The sequence below is a fragment of the Paenibacillus alvei DSM 29 genome, assembly GCF_000293805.1.
Taxonomy (GTDB): Bacteria; Bacillota; Bacilli; order Paenibacillales; family Paenibacillaceae; genus Paenibacillus_B; species Paenibacillus_B alvei.
Genome location: NZ_AMBZ01000002.1, coordinates 5001 through 22751, shown reverse-complemented (window position 1 = coordinate 22751; position 17751 = coordinate 5001). Strand labels below are relative to the sequence as shown.

Annotated in this window: 22 protein-coding genes, 1 rRNA gene and 2 pseudogenes (1 of these 25 cut by a window edge); 23 read left to right on the top strand and 2 right to left on the bottom strand. The window is 46.2% G+C overall.

What is annotated here, in order from left to right; all coding sequences use genetic code 11:
* Positions 1–53: 53 nt before the first annotated feature.
* From rplO to PAV_RS06520, 18 genes are all read left to right on the top strand, one after another.
* Positions 54–494 carry a 50S ribosomal protein L15 gene (gene rplO / locus PAV_RS06605; RefSeq protein ID WP_005544528.1) on the top strand — a complete coding sequence of 147 codons (441 nt, stop codon included), beginning with the start codon at positions 54–56 and terminating at the stop codon, positions 492–494.
* Complete coding sequence (secY, locus tag PAV_RS06600; protein WP_005544526.1) at positions 494–1792, top strand: preprotein translocase subunit SecY; 1299 nt, start codon at positions 494–496, stop codon at positions 1790–1792. The genes rplO and secY overlap by 1 nt, the downstream gene beginning before the upstream one ends.
* Before the next feature lie 142 nt (positions 1793–1934).
* The gene (locus tag PAV_RS06595; RefSeq protein ID WP_005544525.1) at positions 1935–2579 is read left to right on the top strand and encodes an adenylate kinase; all 645 of its coding nucleotides are present in this window, start codon (positions 1935–1937) and stop codon (positions 2577–2579) included.
* A 3-nt stretch (positions 2580–2582) separates the two neighbouring features.
* Positions 2583–3335, top strand: coding sequence for a type I methionyl aminopeptidase (gene map / locus PAV_RS06590; RefSeq protein ID WP_040735556.1), 753 nt, complete (start codon positions 2583–2585; stop codon positions 3333–3335).
* 9 nt (positions 3336–3344) lie between these two features.
* Positions 3345–3656 (top strand): KOW domain-containing RNA-binding protein, encoded by a 312-nt coding sequence (locus PAV_RS06585; protein ID WP_005544523.1) that lies wholly within the window; start codon positions 3345–3347, stop codon positions 3654–3656.
* A 2-nt stretch (positions 3657–3658) separates the two neighbouring features.
* Positions 3659–3874, top strand: coding sequence for a translation initiation factor IF-1 (gene infA / locus PAV_RS06580; RefSeq protein ID WP_005544522.1), 216 nt, complete (start codon positions 3659–3661; stop codon positions 3872–3874).
* 101 nt (positions 3875–3975) lie between these two features.
* On the top strand, positions 3976–4089 hold the full coding sequence (gene rpmJ / locus PAV_RS06575; RefSeq protein ID WP_003333770.1) for a 50S ribosomal protein L36: 114 nt from the start codon (positions 3976–3978) through the stop codon (positions 4087–4089).
* Positions 4090–4109: 20 nt separating this feature from the next.
* Positions 4110–4478, top strand: a complete 369-nt coding sequence (rpsM, locus tag PAV_RS06570) for a 30S ribosomal protein S13 (RefSeq protein WP_005544507.1) — start codon at positions 4110–4112, stop codon at positions 4476–4478.
* Between the two features lie 9 nt (positions 4479–4487).
* The gene (gene rpsK / locus PAV_RS06565) at positions 4488–4892 is read left to right on the top strand and encodes a 30S ribosomal protein S11 (RefSeq protein ID WP_040735554.1); all 405 of its coding nucleotides are present in this window, start codon (positions 4488–4490) and stop codon (positions 4890–4892) included.
* A 138-nt stretch (positions 4893–5030) separates the two neighbouring features.
* Positions 5031–5975 (top strand): DNA-directed RNA polymerase subunit alpha, encoded by a 945-nt coding sequence (locus PAV_RS06560; protein ID WP_005544505.1) that lies wholly within the window; start codon positions 5031–5033, stop codon positions 5973–5975.
* 33 nt (positions 5976–6008) lie between these two features.
* A complete protein-coding gene (gene rplQ / locus PAV_RS06555) occupies positions 6009–6374 on the top strand; it encodes a 50S ribosomal protein L17 (protein ID WP_005544503.1) in 366 nt (121 codons plus the stop codon).
* Positions 6375–6646: 272 nt separating this feature from the next.
* Positions 6647–7447: a tRNA pseudouridine(38-40) synthase TruA gene (gene truA / locus PAV_RS06550; RefSeq protein WP_005544501.1), complete on the top strand. Its 801-nt coding sequence runs from the start codon at positions 6647–6649 to the stop codon at positions 7445–7447.
* Between the two features lie 181 nt (positions 7448–7628).
* Positions 7629–8066 carry a 50S ribosomal protein L13 gene (gene rplM, locus PAV_RS06545; RefSeq protein ID WP_005544500.1) on the top strand — a complete coding sequence of 146 codons (438 nt, stop codon included), beginning with the start codon at positions 7629–7631 and terminating at the stop codon, positions 8064–8066.
* A 22-nt stretch (positions 8067–8088) separates the two neighbouring features.
* Positions 8089–8481: a 30S ribosomal protein S9 gene (rpsI, locus tag PAV_RS06540; RefSeq protein WP_005544499.1), complete on the top strand. Its 393-nt coding sequence runs from the start codon at positions 8089–8091 to the stop codon at positions 8479–8481.
* Between the two features lie 279 nt (positions 8482–8760).
* On the top strand, positions 8761–9453 hold the full coding sequence (locus PAV_RS06535; RefSeq protein ID WP_005544498.1) for a phosphoadenylyl-sulfate reductase: 693 nt from the start codon (positions 8761–8763) through the stop codon (positions 9451–9453).
* A gap of 122 nt (positions 9454–9575) precedes the next feature.
* A complete protein-coding gene (gene sat, locus PAV_RS06530) occupies positions 9576–10754 on the top strand; it encodes a sulfate adenylyltransferase (RefSeq protein ID WP_005544497.1) in 1179 nt (392 codons plus the stop codon).
* A 115-nt stretch (positions 10755–10869) separates the two neighbouring features.
* Positions 10870–11628: an N-acetylmuramoyl-L-alanine amidase CwlD gene (gene cwlD, locus PAV_RS06525; RefSeq protein WP_040735660.1), complete on the top strand. Its 759-nt coding sequence runs from the start codon at positions 10870–10872 to the stop codon at positions 11626–11628.
* A gap of 70 nt (positions 11629–11698) precedes the next feature.
* Positions 11699–12844 carry an Mrp/NBP35 family ATP-binding protein gene (locus tag PAV_RS06520; protein WP_005544495.1) on the top strand — a complete coding sequence of 382 codons (1146 nt, stop codon included), beginning with the start codon at positions 11699–11701 and terminating at the stop codon, positions 12842–12844.
* Between the two features lie 74 nt (positions 12845–12918).
* Here the strand turns inward: PAV_RS06520 and gerD are convergent, their stop codons facing one another.
* Positions 12919–13593: a spore germination lipoprotein GerD gene (gene gerD / locus PAV_RS06515; RefSeq protein WP_005544494.1), complete on the bottom strand. Its 675-nt coding sequence runs from the start codon at positions 13591–13593 to the stop codon at positions 12919–12921.
* 129 nt (positions 13594–13722) lie between these two features.
* On the opposite strand from gerD, the gene PAV_RS06510 reads away from it, so the two are divergent.
* Both PAV_RS06510 and tnpA read left to right on the top strand, forming a co-directional pair.
* Positions 13723–14325 (top strand): KinB-signaling pathway activation protein, encoded by a 603-nt coding sequence (locus PAV_RS06510; RefSeq protein ID WP_005544493.1) that lies wholly within the window; start codon positions 13723–13725, stop codon positions 14323–14325.
* A gap of 164 nt (positions 14326–14489) precedes the next feature.
* Positions 14490–14914 (top strand): annotated as a pseudogene (gene tnpA / locus PAV_RS06505) (IS200/IS605 family transposase).
* 186 nt (positions 14915–15100) lie between these two features.
* Here the strand turns inward: tnpA and pdaB are convergent.
* Positions 15101–15905: pseudogene (gene pdaB, locus PAV_RS06500) on the bottom strand (polysaccharide deacetylase family sporulation protein PdaB).
* A gap of 164 nt (positions 15906–16069) precedes the next feature.
* On the opposite strand from pdaB, the gene PAV_RS06495 reads away from it, so the two are divergent.
* The 3 genes from PAV_RS06495 to PAV_RS06485 all read left to right on the top strand — a co-directional run.
* Positions 16070–16675, top strand: a complete 606-nt coding sequence (locus PAV_RS06495) for a stage II sporulation protein M (RefSeq protein ID WP_005544488.1) — start codon at positions 16070–16072, stop codon at positions 16673–16675.
* Positions 16676–16876: 201 nt separating this feature from the next.
* Positions 16877–17101 (top strand): hypothetical protein, encoded by a 225-nt coding sequence (locus PAV_RS06490; RefSeq protein ID WP_005544487.1) that lies wholly within the window; start codon positions 16877–16879, stop codon positions 17099–17101.
* A 323-nt stretch (positions 17102–17424) separates the two neighbouring features.
* A 16S ribosomal RNA gene (locus PAV_RS06485) occupies positions 17425–17751 on the top strand (it continues 1224 nt past the right edge of the window).

Sequence of the window (17751 nt, the reverse complement as noted above, 5' to 3'; positions counted from 1 at the left end):
TGGTACAATACAAAAGATTAGAGTCATAAATATTAAAGGAGGTGCGACGAACGATGAAGTTGAATGAACTTTCTCCGGCACCTGGTTCCCGCCAAACACGTAATCGTGTAGGCCGTGGTATCGCGACAGGAAACGGTAAAACATCTGGCCGTGGTCACAAGGGTCAAAATTCCCGTTCTGGCGGTGGTGTTCGTCCGGGCTTCGAAGGTGGACAAAACCCACTTTACCGTCGTCTGCCAAAACGCGGCTTTGTAAATCCTACTCGTAAAGAGTATGCGGTAGTTAACGTAACGGATTTGAACCGCTTTGAGGCTGGTACGGAAGTAACTCCGGAATTGTTGATGGAACAAGGCATCGTGAACAACCCAATGAGCGGAATCAAAGTATTGGGCAATGGCGAGCTGTCCGTTAAATTGACGGTCAAAGCTAATAAGTTCTCTCAATCTGCGGTAGAGAAGATCGAGGCTGCCGGCGGTAAATCCGAGGTGATCTAATGTTCAAGACCGTATCGAATATATGGCGAGTCGAGGACTTGAGACGTAAGATTTTGTTTACGCTCATGGTTCTGATCGTTTATCGCGTCGGGTCCTTTATTCCGGTTCCCGGCGTCGATACGTCGGTCTTTGCTACAGCAAACCAAAACACGGATTTGTTCAGCATGCTGAACACATTCTCTGGTGGTGCGCTGTTTAAATTCTCTATCTTTGCTCTAGGAATTATGCCGTACATTACGGCATCGATCATCGTACAGCTTCTGTCGATGGACGTCATTCCGAAGTTTACTCAATGGGCGAAAGAAGGAGAAGTCGGCAAACGTAAGCTTTCCCAAATCACGCGCTACGGTACCGTAATATTGGGATTGATTCAAGCTTTCGGTACGGCGATTGGGTTTAATCGCATGTACGGTGCGCAGCTGGTTCCAGGTGCGACATTTGCGGATTATGTCCTAATCGCGATTGTCTTGACTGCTGGTACGGCGTTCTTGATGTGGATCGGTGAGCAAATCACGGAAAAGGGTATCGGCAACGGTATCTCGATTCTGATTTTCGCAGGTATCGTCGCAGCTATCCCGATTCATATCGGGGAGATTTATCGTAGTCAATTTGCCGATGCAAGCGGACAAATGTTCCTCAACATCGTCAAAATGATCGTTATCGTATTGGTTATCGTGCTGATTGTGGTTGGTGTTATCTACATTCAGCAAGGGAACCGTAAAATCCCGGTACAATACGCTAAACGTGTTGTGGGTAACAAAATGTATGGTGGACAGAACACGCACATTCCGCTTAAAGTAAATGGTGCAGGCGTTATTCCGGTCATCTTTGCATCTTCGCTTTTGATGTTCCCGGCTACAATTGCTCAATTCTGGGCGGATAAGCCGTGGGCTCGTTGGATCATTGAACATATGGGATTGAACAAGCCGCTTGGCATGTTCTTATACGTTCTCTTGATTATCGGGTTTACGTTCTTCTACACATTTGTACAGTTGAATCCACAGCAAATGGCTGATCAAATGAAAAAGAATGGCGGTTATATTCCAGGAATTCGTCCGGGGAAAGCAACAGCTACGTACTTGACGCGTGTAATGTCTCGCATTACACTTGCTGGAGCTATCTTCCTTGCTGGCGTATCCATCTTGCCAGTGTTCTTCGGGGCACTAGCTGGATTGCCGCAATCTGTTCAAATTGGTGGTACTTCGATTCTCATCGTTGTCGGCGTTGCGCTTGACACAATGAAGCAGATCGAAAGCCAATTGATCAAACGCCATTACAAAGGTTTCATTAATAAATAGGCAATAGGTTCTGATGAGACCATTTAGGCTCATTGGCACCTATTGTGCTGTTCTTGTAGAGCAGAGGCTTAACGAATGGCATCGAAGCACCCCACTTCCGACGAAGTTAAGCCTGTGCTTACCATAAAGGGAGTGACATTCGATGAACATTCTATTCATGGGGCCTCCTGGGGCAGGAAAAGGAACACAGGCCGAGCGTATCGTTGAACAATTCGGCGTTCCTCATATCTCGACAGGAGACGCATTCCGCAAGGCAATTGGTGAAGGCACTCCTATCGGATTGAAGGCTAAAGAATACATTGATCAGGGTCTGCTCGTTCCGGATGACGTGACGGTAGGCATCGTGCGAGAGCGCCTTGCACAACCTGATTGCGAGAAAGGTTTCCTTCTCGATGGTTTCCCACGCACATTGGCGCAAGCTGAAGCGCTGGATAGCATCTTGGTGGAACTGAGTCGCAGTCTTGATCACGTCATCAACCTGAGCGTTGACCGCGATTTACTGCTGGCGCGTCTTACAGGACGACGCATTTGCAAGTCTTGCGGCGCGACGTACCATGTCATCTATAACCCGCCTAAACAAGAGGGCGTTTGTGATAAGTGCCAAGGCGAGCTGTACCAACGTTCGGATGATTCCGAAGAGAAAGTTGGCACACGTCTTGATGAGTACATCAACAAAACGGCACCTTTGCTCGCATACTATGAGGACAAAGGCTTGTTGCGTCAGGTTGACGGGGAGAAGGAAATTGATACGGTCACGTCAGAAATCGTATCTTTACTGCGGGGTTAAACCATGATCATTTGTAAGTCCGAAGTGGAATTAGGCTTCATGAGGGAAGCTGGGCGAATTGTTGCGGAAACGCATCGTCTTTTAGCGAAATCGATTGAGCCGGGGATTACCACTCTCGAGCTTGATTCGATCGCGGATTCGTTTATTCGCAGCCAAGAAGCAACACCTTCTTTCAAGGGCTACAACGGTTTTTCCGGCAGCATTTGCGCATCAGTGAACGAAGAACTGGTTCACGGCATTCCCGGAAAGCGCAAGTTAAACGAAGGCGACATCATCAGCATCGACATCGGTGCGGAATACCGCGGATATCATGGCGACTCTGCCTGGACATACGGTGTTGGTAAGATTACGGATGCAGCTCAGCAGTTGCTTGACGTAACGGAACAATCACTTTATGCTGGCTTAGCGCTGGTTAAGCCGGATGTTCGGTTGTACACGATATCGCACGCGATTCAACGCGTGATCGAGGATGCAGGTTTTTCCGTTGTACGGGAATATGTCGGACACGGAATCGGTGCGGAGCTTCATGAAGAGCCGCAAATTCCGAACTACGGCATTCCGGACCGCGGACCACGCTTAAAGCCGGGCATGGCGCTCGCGATTGAGCCGATGGTCATTGCCGGTGGGCGTCACGTCAAAACGCTCGCAGACAACTGGACGGTCGTGACGGTGGACAGTTCATGGTGTGCTCATTTCGAGCATACGGTAGCTGTAACGCCGGACGGATGCGAAATTTTGACGAAGCTGGTTGAGTAGGTGAGGGGCATGAATGAATATTCGACTCCGCGTCTCGGCCAATTCGTCAAGGTTCTTCAAGGTCGTGATGAAAGCAAATATGCGGTTATTGTCGGCATTGAAGAGTCGCGCTACGTCAAGATAGCGGACGGAGACAAACGAAAGTTTGATCAACCAAAGCGTAAAAACTTGCTTCATCTCGAATTGCAACCTGCAATTAGCCATGAAGTTGTCCATAGTTTACACGAAAGCGGACGGGTAACGAACAGCAAGCTACGTTATGTCATAGCGAAGCATGCTGAACAACAAGCCGCTGCACATGCTGATGAGAAAGGAGAATGACGTTGGCCAAAGAAGATGTAATTGAAGTTGAAGGTGTTGTAATTGAACCGTTGCCGAATGCAACGTTCCGTGTTGAGCTGGAGAATGGTCACCAAATTCTTGCCCACGTTTCCGGAAAGCTGCGGATGCATTTCATCCGTATCCTGACGGGGGACAAAGTGGTCGTTCAACTGTCGCCATACGATTTGAGTAAAGGTCGCATCACATATCGGAAGTAGTGCTCGGATCGTTCCGAGTCGCGCTTGCATGAACTTGCAGGCCGTTCACGCGTCAGGAAGACGGTTTGACGTGCTACTTGAGAAACTGGGAGGTATTCAGCATGAAGGTAAGACCTTCTGTTAAGCCCATTTGCGAGAAATGCAAAGTCATTCGTCGCAAAGGCAACGTTATGGTAATCTGTGAAAATCCGAAACACAAACAAAAACAAGGATAATAGAAGGGGGTGTAGCGTAAATGGCTCGTATAGCTGGTGTAGACTTGCCACGGGATAAACGCGTTGAGATCGCCTTGACATACATTTTTGGTATTGGTAAAACAACTTCTAAAAAGGTAATTGCTGAGGCTGGCGTTAACCCTGATACTCGCGTTCGCGATTTGACGGAAGATGAGGTAAACAAAATTCGTGAGCTGATTGACAAAACGGTTAAGGTTGAAGGTGACCTTCGTCGTGAGATTTCTCTGAACTTGAAGCGTTTGGTTGAAATCGGATGCTATCGTGGTATCCGTCATCGCCGTGGATTGCCTGTTCGTGGACAACGCACGAAAACAAATGCTCGTACACGTAAAGGCCCTCGTCGTACTGTAGCGAACAAGAAGAAGTAATAAGGGGGGATAAGTAGCAATGGCAAAACCAAAAAAGTCGTACGTACAAAACGTCGTGACCGTAAAAATATTGAGACTGGTGTGGCTCATATCCGTTCCACGTTCAACAACACGATCGTGACTATCACGGATCCACACGGCAACGCAATTTCTTGGGCTAGCTCCGGCGGTTTGGGCTATAAAGGCTCCCGTAAATCTACGCCATTCGCAGCTCAAATGGCTGCTGAATCCGCAGCTAAAGCTGCTATGGAACATGGCATGAAGACGGTAGAAGTTATGGTTAAAGGCCCAGGCGCAGGTCGTGAAGCTGCCATCCGTTCTCTGCAAGCTGCAGGTTTGGAAGTTAGCATGATCAAAGACGTAACGCCAATCCCGCACAACGGCTGCCGCCCACCAAAACGTCGTCGCGTATAATGACGGCAACACCGATGCGTGTAGTATTAAGCTAGCGCCTGTTGGGAAGAATGGTTGTTTAGGCATACTGCATGAATCGACCGACCGTAGGTGTTTGACGTTAATGAACGCCAGCGACGTTTTAAGGAGGGTTATATAGTGATTGAGATCGAAAAGCCGAAGATTGAAACCGTGGAAGTCAATGAGGAAGGCACATACGGCAAATTTGTCGTAGAACCATTAGAGCGTGGATACGGTACGACGCTGGGTAACTCCCTGCGCCGTATTCTCCTCTCCTCGTTGCCCGGTGCAGCAGTGACGTCCGTTCAAATCGACGGTGTCTTGCACGAGTTCTCGACAGTCCCAGGCGTCTATGAAGACGTTACTGAGATTATCTTGAACTTGAAGGCCCTATCGCTGAAAATTCACTCCGATGAAGAGAAAATTCTCGAAATCGATGCGGAAGGCGAAGGGGTAGTAACGGCTGGCGATATTCGAGCGGATAGTGATGTGGAAATTTTGAACCCGGATCTCCGCATTGCGACATTATCACAAGGTTCGAGACTCCATATGCGCATTTATGCGAATCGTGGACGTGGTTACGTACAAGCAGATCGCAACAAACGGGAAGATCAGCCAATCGGCGTCATTCCAGTTGATTCGATCTACACACCAATCTCGCGTGTGAACTACACAGTAGAGAACACTCGTGTTGGTCAAGTAACCAACTACGACAAGCTGATGCTTGAAGTATGGAGTGACGGAAGCATTCGACCAGAAGAAGCGGTTAGCCTCGGCGCGAAGATCCTCACAGAGCATCTGATGCTCTTCGTTGGTCTGACTGATGAAGCGAAAGACGCAGAAATCATGGTTGAAAAAGAGGAAGATAAGAAAGAGAAAGTTCTTGAGATGACTATCGAAGAGCTGGATCTCTCCGTTCGTTCCTATAACTGCTTGAAACGTGCCGGCATCAATACGGTTCAAGAGCTGATTACGAAAACGGAAGAAGATATGATGAAGGTTCGCAATTTGGGCCGCAAATCTTTGGAAGAAGTTCAAGAGAAGCTCGAAGAACTCGGATTGGGCTTACGCATGGAAGACTAAACGGGACTTGGCATAGAAGGAGGGGAAATAGCAATGGCATACCAAAAGTTGGGTCGTGACTCTAGCGCGCGTAAAGCTTTGTTCCGCGACTTGGTTACTGACTTGTTCTTATATGAGCGCATCCAAACAACTGAAGCGAAAGCGAAAGAAGTTCGTTCCATCGCTGAAAAGTTGATCACGTTGGCGAAGCGCGGTGACTTGCATGCTCGCCGTCAAGTGGCAGCATTCGTTCGTCGCGAAACGTTGAACGGTGAACAAGATGCAATCCAAAAGCTGTTCTCGGAGCTTGCACCACGTTACGCAGAGCGTCCAGGTGGCTACACACGTATCATGAAACTGGGACCACGCCGTGGCGACTCCGCGCCTATGGTTTATTTGGAACTGGTTGACCGCGCGTAATTGCGGTTAGAAAATACGTTCAATACGTCGTGTAACAGCGACGTGAAAGAAGGCTCCCATGAGGAGCTTTTCTTTTTAACTGTGTCGGATTGGAGCCAACTCCTGTTGGTCTCCAGTCATGACTCTTGCAATGATTCACTTATGAACCTTATATGCTATATCTCATGTGGTGAATGAATGCAAGAACTTACGCAATGCAGCGGCTATCTTTATGCAAATAGAGATGGCAGCGACTGCCCTGCCACGCAGAGCAGTGAATGAAAGGAGTCTTCATGCGTAACATAGGAATGCTTGTAAGCTACGATGGAACAGCTTACAGCGGTTTTCAGATACAGCCGAATGAAGACACGGTACAGGGTCGGATTGAGCAAGCTATTAAAATGCTGACGAATGAATCTATAAGCATTCATGCTTCAGGTCGGACAGATGCAGGAGTGCATGCTTACGGCCAAGTATTCAACTTCATGACCGAATCGGCGATTCCGATTGACCGGTGGACGATTGCGATCAATTCGCGTTTGCCAGATGACATTGTCATCCGTGAGACGTGGGAGGCGCCATTGTCATTCCATTCTCGTTACTCGTCGAAGCGGAAGACATACCGTTACTCCATCATTGCAGAGCGGAAACCGGATGTATTCCGGAGGTTGACCGAGTTCTTTTACCCGAAGCCTCTGAATGTCCGTGCAATGCAAGAAGCCATTACACATATAATAGGGGAGCATGACTTTACCTCGTTTACTTCTCCGAAGTCGACGAAGGTGAGCAATGTTCGCACCATTTATGATGCCCACATCGAATATGAACCAAGCGAAACGGGGGAAGAAGGCCGCGGGAGGATCCATATCGTCGTGACAGGCAATGGCTTCTTATACAATATGGTTCGCATCATTGCAGGTACGATGATACGGGTGGGACAAGGCAAGCTCGCACCTCATGATATCCCACGCATTCTTGAAGCGAAGAATCGCCAGGTGGCAGGTCCCTTGGCTGTTCCTCAAGGACTGATGCTGTGGAGCGTGGAATATGGCGGCGAAGAGCGTCTTGACCTCATAAACAACGTATCCGAGTGATTCGAAAGAATTCCTTGCATTATGCACTAATCTGTTGTAAAATAACTTTTGTGTTTCTTTAGGCTTTCCCACAGCCCCCCAAAGAAATCACACTGCAGATTGCAGTTCTTGAATGGAAATTAACGATTGAACGAATATACACAAGCTAGACAGGAACGAATGTTATTAAGGAGGATATTTCATGCGTACCACTTACATGGCGAAGCCAGCTGACGTTGAGCGCAAATGGTTCATTATCGACGCTGAAGGTAAGACACTTGGCCGCTTGGCGAGCGAAGCAGCTGCACTTATTCGCGGCAAACACAAACCAACTTTCACGCCACATGTTGACGGCGGTGATTTCGTTGTTATCATCAACGCTGAGAAAATCGTGTTGACAGGTAAGAAATTGACTGACAAGAAATACTATCGTCACTCCCACTATCCAGGCGGTTTGAAAGTGACATCGGCTCAAGAAATGTTGAACAACAAGCCAGAGCGTATGATCGAACTTGCTGTTCAAGGGATGTTGCCTAAGACTCGCATGGGTAACAAAATGAAGCTTCGCGTTAAAGCATATGCAGGCGCTGAGCATCCACATCAAGCACAACAACCTGAAGTTTACGAACTTCGCGGATAATAAATAAAGGGAGGACAGTTTCATGGCACAAGTACAATACTATGGGACAGGTCGTCGTAAGCATTCCGTAGCGCGTGTTCGCCTTGTACCAGGCGAAGGCCGCATCGTGATCAACAAACGTGACCTTAATGAATACTTTGGTTTGGAAACTTTGAAGCTTATCGTGAAGCAACCATTGAACCTTACAGAAACACTCGGCAAATACGATGTGTTGGTATTGGCTCATGGTGGCGGCATCTCCGGTCAAGCTGGCGCAATTCGTCACGGCATTTCCCGTGCATTGCTCAAGGCTGACCCTGAGCTTCGTCCAGCTTTGAAAAAAGCAGGATTCTTGACTCGCGACCCTCGTATGAAAGAACGTAAGAAATACGGTCTTAAAGCAGCTCGTCGCGCACCTCAGTTCTCCAAACGTTAAGATTGGATTACCGAACATACAGCCCTTTCTTGGTCTATGGCCAAGAAGGGCTTTTTTGTTTGTCCAATAATGTCATTCATTTCTCCTCAACGCAAAGCATCAATCTCTCCAACTTTACAATCACCTTAAACATCCGCCTGGAATAGGCTGTTATCGTACGTGTTTCTTTAATTTCTAATTTTCGAATTGACAAAGCGTGGAAACGATCTATAATTATTTATTATATAAAACATATCAAAATACTAGGAATAATAAGGCGAATATTTGGAGGATGCGAAAATGAATTTGTTGGAGAAAGAGGCCCTCATTCACGAGATGGCTGAGCAATTCGAGCACTCGAAGCCGGAAGAAGTCGTTGCCTGGGCGGTAGAGACCTTTCCGAATATTACATTTGCCTGCAGTTTTGGCGCCGAAGACGTTGTATTGGTAGATATGCTGCAGCGAATCAGTCCTTCAACCGATATATTTTACTTAGATACCGATTTCCATTTTAATGAGACTTATGACACGAGAGATCGAATTTCTGAACAATATGGTTTGGATTTTGTTCGTGTCACCCCACAACTCTCCCCTCAGAAGCAAGCTGAACAGTTCGGTGATGAACTATGGCTCCGAGATCCCAATCAATGCTGTAATTTGCGGAAGGTAGAACCACTCACACGTATTCTTAGTAAATATGATGCTTGGATAACAGGGATTCGCCGAGATCAAGCACCAACAAGAGCCAATGCACGAAAAGTTGAATACGATTCTAAATTTGGCCTTATTAAATTCAATCCATTAGCTGCATGGACATCAGAAGATGTATGGAATTATATCCGTGTTAATGGTGTCATTTATAACCCGCTTCACGATCATGGATATCCCAGTATAGGTTGCTCATATTGCACACGAACTGTTCAAGCTGGTGAAGACCCTCGTTCTGGTCGTTGGTCAGGCACAGAGAAAGTTGAATGCGGACTTCATAAGTAATTTTATAGCCATTAAAAGTTAAAAGGCATTGCACAAGTGTAAATGTGGAGCTCATAATCTAAACTTATCTTTCATCGAATAATAGGAGTATTGTTGCTGCGAGAGGAGAGGTGGAAACCACTATGCCAACAATAGAACCTCACGGGAGGATACTAGTCAATCGACTAGTACTGGAAGGTGATAAGGAACATAAACGCAATGAGGCGGCAGCTTTGCCGCATATCCAAATAGACGGTCGGACATTATCAGATTTAGAAATGATCGGGGTAGGGGCTTTTTCTCCACTAGAAGGCTTTATGAATGAGGACGATTATAAGAGTGTAGTAGCTCGGATGAGGCTGGCAAATGACATCATATGGAGCTTGCCTATTACGTTGGCAGTGACTGATGAAGTTGCAAAGGAACTCTCGATTGGAGAAACGGCAGCTTTAGTTGGGGAAGAGGATGGAAAACTGTATGGCACTATTGACATCGAAAGCATCTATCAGGCGGACTTACTGCATGAAGCAGAACAAGTCTACAGAACGATGGATACGGCGCATCCTGGGGTCGAGAAGCTTCTGAAGCGACCTTCTACATATGTAGGAGGCAAGGTGTCCGTATTGGAGCGAAAGCAGCCGGATCAGTTTACCCAATATTATTTTGATCCGGCGGAGACTCGTCGATTATTTGCGGACAAAGGCTGGAGAACGATTGTAGGCTTCCAAACGCGAAATCCGGTTCATCGTGCACACGAGTATATTCAAAAGAGTGCAATGGAAATTGTAGATGCATTATTTTTAAATCCGCTCGTTGGGGAAACCAAATCTGATGATGTCCCTGCTGATGTGCGCATGCGCAGTTATGAAGCATTACTAGCGAATTATTATCCAGAGAATCGAGTATTTCTTGGAGTATTCCCAGCTGCAATGCGTTATGCGGGGCCAAGAGAAGCCATATTCCATGCCATCGTACGGAAAAACTACGGCTGTACACATTTCATTGTTGGCCGCGATCATGCAGGAGTAGGCGATTATTACGGCACCTATGATGCTCAGCATATATTCAGCTCCTTCGAACCAGGAGAACTAGGAATACAGCCTTTGTTCTTTGAGCATAGCTTCTATTGCAGGACATGTGGCGGTATGGCCTCCAACAAAACCTGCCCTCACAGTGCGACCCATCATTTGACCTTGTCGGGGACGAAGGTACGTGCCTTATTGCGTGAGGGAACATGTCCTCCGCCAGAGTTCTCGAGACCGGAGGTAGCCCGTATCTTAATCGAAGGAATGGCACATTCCACAACTGCTCGTACGAATTGAATAGAGGAACCTTCGGCAGATAACGTATATTTGTCCACCTCGTCCCATATAGATGATTAGGAGTCTTTATGGAGCGGAGGTGGACTTTTTTGTGAAAAATGTGAGATGGGGACAAATGAAACAAAAACGAAGACAAACGTCAATCTTATGGATACCGTTGCGTAATGTCCGCCAATGGGTGATAAGCCTATGCCTGGTGCTTGCCGTCATCACGGTAATGACAATGGAGATGCCGGTATCGAAAACGTGGACGTATTGGTCGATTCCGTTATCAGGCAAAGTGATTGCAATCGATGCGGGGCATGGAGGCGTGGATGGGGGAGCTGTAGGTCGTGAAGGACTGCTCGAAAAGGATATCAATTTAACGATTGCGCTTTTGTTACGGGATTATTTGCAGCAAGCAGGTGCTATTGTTGTCATGACACGTGAAGGAGACTATGATTTGGCAGATAAGAATACGAAAGGTTATTCTCGAAGGAAAGCTGAGGACTTGAAGAAGCGTGTAAGCTATATCAAGGAAAAGAAAGTGGACGTCGTCATTAGTCTCCATATGAACAGTGTTCCTTCTTCGCGCTGGAGTGGGGCACAGGCCTTTTATACGAATCGCCATCCCGATAATGAGCGTTTAGCGAAGTGGATTCAAGCTGAAATTCGAACGAATTTGGGCAATACCGATCGGGAAGCCAAACCGACGGATCGAAAGCTTTACTTTATGGATCATATCTCAATCCCTTCTGTATTGGTGGAGTCTGGATTCCTCTCAAATCCGGAAGAATCGCGAATGTTGGCTAATGAAGAATATCAGCGTAAGTTAGCTGCATCCATTTACAAGGGAATTTTGCGATATATTGCAGGGGAAAAGACTGGGAAATGAGGACCTTATGCTATAATAGAAGCGGTTACATAGTGACCGATATGAACTTCATAGGAGACGAGGTGCCATCATGACGACGAAAGAAGAAGTGCTGCAAGCGCTGCAGGGCTTGCAAGAGCCGGTGTCCGGACAAGACATGACAAGCCTTCATTGGATTCGCGATATGATGATTAAGCAAGATGAAGTGAAGCTGACGGCTATCGTAGCGCCGCAGGCAGCAGATGCAGCCGCACGCGAATCGCTGGCCGAACAGATTAAGGAACGTTTGGCTAGAATTGGACAGCACAATGTATATGTGCGTACTCGGATTGCTTCTGAAGCTGAATGTAATGCTGCAGGGATAGCGATGCAAGGGCAATCTCCGGAGCAAGCGAATGCGAGCCGTAACGCTCAAGGAGGCACTGCTCCTCGCGGACATGGTACGGGATTAGAGCAGCATCCTATCTTGGATCCGGAATCTGGAGTCAAGTTCATTGCAATTGCGAGCGGCAAGGGCGGGGTTGGAAAATCAACGGTTACCGTGAATCTTGCGGTTGCGCTTGCTCGTCTCGGTAAGCGTGTTGGTCTTATAGATGCAGATATTTATGGGTTTAGTGTACCTGATATGATGGGAATAGAAGATCGCCCAGTAGTGGTGGACAACTATATCATTCCGCAAGAGCGCTTTGGAGTGAAGGTAATGTCCATGGGATTCTTTGTGGAAGACAATAGTCCAGTCGTATGGCGTGGTCCGATGCTTGGCAAGATGTTGCGTAATTTCTTCCAAGAAGTACAATGGGGAGATCTAGACTACATGCTTCTCGACTTGCCGCCGGGTACGGGGGATGTCGCTCTCGATATCCATCAGATGATTCCGCAAAGCCAAGAAATCATCGTTACAACACCGCATGCGACAGCTGCTTTTGTTGCAGCGCGCGCAGGAACGATGGCCGTTCATACGAAGCATGACATTATTGGGATCGTTGAAAATATGTCCTACTTGGAATGCGGCTCGTGTGGCGAGAAGCAGTATGTATTTGGACGCGGTGGCGGTGCGAAGCTTGCAGATGAGCTTCATGTTGATTTGCTTGCACAGCTCCCGCTTGGTGCTCCTGACAACCATCCTGCTGAGCCAGATTATGCACCTTCTATATATAAGGCTGATTCCCCAATTGGGAAGCTGTTCGATGAACTGGCCACGGCTGTTAATGCAAAGATACAAGCCGGTTCGATATAACAAGATCAAGATTGGAGAGGGCCCAAATCAGGAGCTCCTCTCCATTTTGATTTCAAAAGGGGATAGCGTAACTATTAGCCTTCGCTACTTCCGCCCTCTTCTTCAGATCCTCCACTCTCGCCACCGCCTTGCTTTTCTCCGCCTTTTTTCTGTCCTTCCTTACCTTTTTCCTTCGGCTGAAGCTCTTCCTTAACGACCTTTCCTAATAAGTCCATAACTTCAAGCTTAAATAAAGGGCTATTCATTGCGTCTTTCATTACCGTTTGAAGCTGTTTGCGATACTCCGGTGTTTTCACCATATCCAAATAGGATTTCATCATATCCGGTGATTTTACAATATCCCCAAAATCCTTCTGATATTCTGGATCCTTCATTAATGCTTTCAGGATCTGTTTATTTTCTTTGCTGACAGCCTTAGCGAATTCCCCGGCGAATTTCGGATCCTTCATCACCTTATCCAGCACTTTTTCATATTCAGGTGATACAAGTGTATCCTTAACAGCTGTACGTAATTGCTCCTGCTGCTGCATGGTAAGCGATTGGGCTTGCATACCGCCGCCGCCACCGCCTGATGGCCCTGATTGGATCGCCTTTTGAGCTTCCTCAGTCTTTAAAATATCGACAACCATCGTTTTGACTTCTTTATAATCGAGATTACTGCTTTGTGTGGGCTGCTCCATGCCGCAAGAGGTCAACAGCACGATTACGATAAGACTGACAATCGCAAGCTTGCCCAGTGGTGCCTTCATAACAGCTTCGCTCCCTTCTGTCCATGTCCTCACGCGTAGTATGTGGAGGAAATTATGAATTATGTTTGACAATGATAGTTTTTGCTGAGAACATTGGTAAAATAATGAACATTGCGGAGGTGGAGCACCATGAATTTGAAAAAATGGTCTTATTTATTTTGGACGACTACATGTATTGGTGGGGCGATTAGTCTCGTCATTGGCCTCGCATTACAAGTATTTCAAGGGGAAATGGGCAATTTTAGAGGGCCAGTGGACATTATGCTTAATGTGCTTCAACTGATTTTGAGCGGATGTATGATAAGCGTCTATTCTCAGATGGGCTTTTTCGCATACTTGACATTGAATTATATTGCCATAGGTCTATTTAAGAAAGGATGGCCGTATGTTCAGGTCGTATTGACTGTAATTGCTCTGCTGGATCTAATGTTTTTACGGATGTTGTTAGTTGACAGGCCAGAAGGTGCAGCAAGAGGAGGATATGAGGATATCTTATTAGGCGTAGTCGTCCTTGTATTCGCTATCGTTGTTTCCTATTGGAAAGTCAAAGCGACAAATGCAACAGCTCTCATTCCAACCTTATTCTTTATGATTGCCATCACCACAGTTGAAACATTGTCAGCACTTAATATTGGAAATATGGCTACTTGGTTCGTATACATACCGCTCGCAATCTGCAATGCATATCAAATTTTGATGCTGCATCGACTGCTGGGCACAGCAAAAAGCTGACGGAAATCCGTCAGCTTTCTTGTTATGGGCTTTAGCCCGTTGAGTGCGTGAACCGCACGAAACAAAAAACCACCCGCTATGGGGTGGAGGGATCGAGGGTTTGACCAACAAGACCATCCCGATAAAATTGAGATGTTCAGGCTCAATGAAAGGAATGGTCTTAGATGGCAAACAAGAACTATAGTCTAGCTCACACGAAGTGGATGTGCAAATACCACATTGTGTTCACCCCGAAGTATAGACGGAAAGAGATCTATAATCAAGTAAGGAGAGACTTTATTGGAATTTTCAAGCGTTTATGTAAATACAAGGGGGGTGGAAATCTTAGAAGGTCACATGATGCCAGATCATGTACATATGTTAGTAGCAATTCCTCCAAAAATCTCATTCATGGGATATCTAAAGGGAAAAAGCTCATTGATGATATTCGAGAAGCATGCAAGCCTGAAGTATAAATACGGAAATCGGAAAGAAATTTTGGGCTGAGGGATACTACGTCAGCACAGTAGGCTTAAATGAAGCAACCGTTGCAAAATATATACGTGAACAGGAAGCACATGACCAAGCAGTTGATAAACTGAGTGTATGAAGATCCATTCAACAGAAACAGTAGCAAGCAAAAGTAAACCAGTTTAACTGGTAAGTGAAAGTGACAAGTTACACTGAGCCTGAACAATTTATTTGTCAGGCTAGCGTCTTTAGGCGCAGTTTGGCAACAGGGGGTTATACCCCAAGTGCAAACCACCCGTTGGACGGGTGGTTTTGATTTATCTCCTTACATGCCAACTGCATTTTGCAAATGCTCCATCATGGTCGCTTGATCTTGAATTGCTTTGCTCTTCATTTCTGTTTGTTGTATTAGTTCCGAGACCGTGACGAACTCAAATCCCTTGGCAGACAGCTGATCCAGAATGGTCGGCAGAGCGAGGTGGGTTTGCTTGCATGAATCACTGGCGTGCATGAGAATAATGTCCCCAGGATGTGCTTTGCTAACAACACGGTTTACAATCGTATCGACCCCGGGATTTTTCCAATCCAATGAATCCGTATCCCATTGAATAACTTTATAATTTAGGCTATTCGCGATTTGGAGAACACGTTTGTCAAAATCCCCATTGGGCATGCGGATTAAATTCGGAGATTTCCCCGTAACTTCGGTCAAAATATGATGGGCTGCTTGTATTTGCTTGCGAATATCCTCATCACTCATACTGCTGTAATTGTCATGCTTGTGACCATGGCTTCCAATTTCATAGCCTGCGCTTACGATCTTTTTCACTAGATCACTGTGCGTTTTGCTCCAAGGAGAGGAGAGAAAAAACGTTGCTTTCTTGACACCCTTCTCCTGCAAAACCTGTAAAATAGGCTCGATGCGGCTATCGCCCCAACTGATATCGAACGTTAGTGCGAGCATTTTTTGTCAGTAGGAACACTGTAAATCGCAGAAGGACTGCTGCCTTCTGAAAATACAGTGATGTTGTCGCTCTCCACGTAAACGACACCAGCGGCGAATAACATCGCAATAGCGAGGAAGAATACGCGTTTTATTTTTTGCCGCTAAATACATAAAAGTAATTCATAGCAAGGCTGCTCCTCTCGTACCGTTGGAATGGGGCTTCTTAACAGGAAGTAATCCAATATATTGCTGCCCGTCGACAAGCTGCAGCTTGTCATGCTTGTTTACTACACTGTATGCTGAGTATATAGAATTATGTCTGCAGGTCAGTCTGAAAGGAGGGTTCATATGCTTCGATTTCCATCATGGTGGAATACGTTAAAGCAGATTCGCTTGTATCTCCTAGCCGCTGTCGTGCTTTTTGCTGGAGGTTACATACTGGGGAACCAGTGGAGCGGGTTTGAAGGGTTTATTATGGAGCAGCTCAAAGGGATTCAGAGCATTCGGGATCAGTTGATGCAATCCGAAAATCAAGAGTTGTCGTTCTTTGTGTTCATTTTCTATAACAATGCGATTAAAGCCGTTTTAATTATGTTTGCTGGGATCGTATTAGGAATTGTTCCAGCAGCCTTCCTTGTTATCAATGGCATGGTGATCGGGCTGCTGCTTCGGATGATGGAGTCACAAGGCATTGATTTAGCAAGTACAATCGTCAAGGGCTTACTGCCGCACGGGATACTTGAAATTCCGGCCATTCTTATCGCAGGAGCCTACGGTATGAGATTTGGAATGCTTATTTTGCAGCGATGCTTTAGCAAACGGAAACGAACCGAAGTGCCTACAATTATAGAATGGGTGAAGCATACCGGAGTAGGGGCTGTATGGATAACCGCAATGCTGCTAGTAGCTGCTATTATTGAGAGTACAGTCACATTTTGGCTCATGCATAGTTAACTAGATGAAGAATACGCACCTCCCTGTGATAAAACGTCTTAAAAATGAGCATAACAGTAAAGCGGCACCATTCTTTCTGTAAAATCACAGAAGCGGGTGTATGCTGTCAGCCTGAAGCTCACCTTATGGCTGTAATGCGCTTTATGGAAGCAAGACATTATGTTCAATGGGGTATTGTCTCAAGGGAGGATGCGGTCAGTTATGCTAGGATTTCTGTTCAATGAGAGAGAATGTAAAGAGTTAAGTTATATGCTTCGAAAAGAATTAGATGAGATGCTGTTCGACTTAAGCGATAAACGTTTAGAAGTAGAAATTCGGGATGCCATATCAAAGCGATATCGCACGGTATTCCGCATGTATGCACGGATAGCTTCACCTAAAGAACTGTCTAAGTATGCAAGGAATCATCGCAATGTTACTATGTAATAAAAAAGTTTTAAAAAAGTGTTGACGTGTTTTCGAATATATGATAAATTATTTTTCGTTCCCTTCTGAACGACTTCGACATGAAGCGAGTGGGAATAACATCATAAAGAACAGTTGAAAAAAACATTTGAAAAAAAGTGTTGACATCAACTGAATGAAATGATAAGATATGAAAGTCGCCGCTGACAAAGCGGTGAGAAAAAGAAAGTAACTAAGAGATTGGTTACTGACTGAGATTGTTCTTTGAAAACTGAACAACGAGCAACGTTTGTGAATGAGGTAGCAATACCTCGTCAAAAGATATGAGCAGTTCAAACTTAACTTTAACGGAGAGTTTGATCCTGGCTCAGGACGAACGCTGGCGGCGTGCCTAATACATGCAAGTCGAGCGGACTTGATGGAGTGCTTGCACTCCTGATGGTTAGCGGCGGACGGGTGAGTAACACGTAGGTAACCTGCCCATAAGACTGGGATAACCCACGGAAACGTGAGCTAATACCAGATAGGCATTTTCCTCGCATGAGGGAAATGAGAAAGGCGGAGCAATCTGTCACTTATGGATGGACCTGCGGCGCATTAGCTAGTTGGTGAGGTAACGGCTCACCAAGGCGACGATGCGTAGCCGACCTGAGAGGGTGATCGGCCACACT

Excerpts from the sequence above, each read along its gene's own strand:
- gerD (WP_005544494.1), bottom strand. The coding sequence starts at position 13,593 with ATGAAGGCACCACTGGGCAAGCTTGCGATTGTCAGTCTTATCGTAATC.
- rpsI (WP_005544499.1), top strand. The coding sequence starts at position 8,089 with ATGGCACAAGTACAATACTATGGGACAGGTCGTCGTAAGCATTCCGTA.
- PAV_RS06535 (WP_005544498.1), top strand. The coding sequence starts at position 8,761 with ATGAATTTGTTGGAGAAAGAGGCCCTCATTCACGAGATGGCTGAGCAA.
- rplO (WP_005544528.1), top strand. The coding sequence starts at position 54 with ATGAAGTTGAATGAACTTTCTCCGGCACCTGGTTCCCGCCAAACACGT.
- PAV_RS06585 (WP_005544523.1), top strand. The coding sequence starts at position 3,345 with ATGAATGAATATTCGACTCCGCGTCTCGGCCAATTCGTCAAGGTTCTT.
- PAV_RS06490 (WP_005544487.1), top strand. The coding sequence starts at position 16,877 with ATGCTAGGATTTCTGTTCAATGAGAGAGAATGTAAAGAGTTAAGTTAT.
- sat (WP_005544497.1), top strand. The coding sequence starts at position 9,576 with ATGCCAACAATAGAACCTCACGGGAGGATACTAGTCAATCGACTAGTA.
- rpsM (WP_005544507.1), top strand. The coding sequence starts at position 4,110 with ATGGCTCGTATAGCTGGTGTAGACTTGCCACGGGATAAACGCGTTGAG.
- truA (WP_005544501.1), top strand. The coding sequence starts at position 6,647 with ATGCGTAACATAGGAATGCTTGTAAGCTACGATGGAACAGCTTACAGC.
- PAV_RS06495 (WP_005544488.1), top strand. The coding sequence starts at position 16,070 with ATGCTTCGATTTCCATCATGGTGGAATACGTTAAAGCAGATTCGCTTG.
- rpmJ (WP_003333770.1), top strand. The coding sequence starts at position 3,976 with ATGAAGGTAAGACCTTCTGTTAAGCCCATTTGCGAGAAATGCAAAGTC.
- PAV_RS06595 (WP_005544525.1), top strand. The coding sequence starts at position 1,935 with ATGAACATTCTATTCATGGGGCCTCCTGGGGCAGGAAAAGGAACACAG.
- rplM (WP_005544500.1), top strand. The coding sequence starts at position 7,629 with ATGCGTACCACTTACATGGCGAAGCCAGCTGACGTTGAGCGCAAATGG.
- rplQ (WP_005544503.1), top strand. The coding sequence starts at position 6,009 with ATGGCATACCAAAAGTTGGGTCGTGACTCTAGCGCGCGTAAAGCTTTG.
- secY (WP_005544526.1), top strand. The coding sequence starts at position 494 with ATGTTCAAGACCGTATCGAATATATGGCGAGTCGAGGACTTGAGACGT.
- map (WP_040735556.1), top strand. The coding sequence starts at position 2,583 with ATGATCATTTGTAAGTCCGAAGTGGAATTAGGCTTCATGAGGGAAGCT.
- cwlD (WP_040735660.1), top strand. The coding sequence starts at position 10,870 with ATGAAACAAAAACGAAGACAAACGTCAATCTTATGGATACCGTTGCGT.
- PAV_RS06520 (WP_005544495.1), top strand. The coding sequence starts at position 11,699 with ATGACGACGAAAGAAGAAGTGCTGCAAGCGCTGCAGGGCTTGCAAGAG.
- PAV_RS06510 (WP_005544493.1), top strand. The coding sequence starts at position 13,723 with ATGAATTTGAAAAAATGGTCTTATTTATTTTGGACGACTACATGTATT.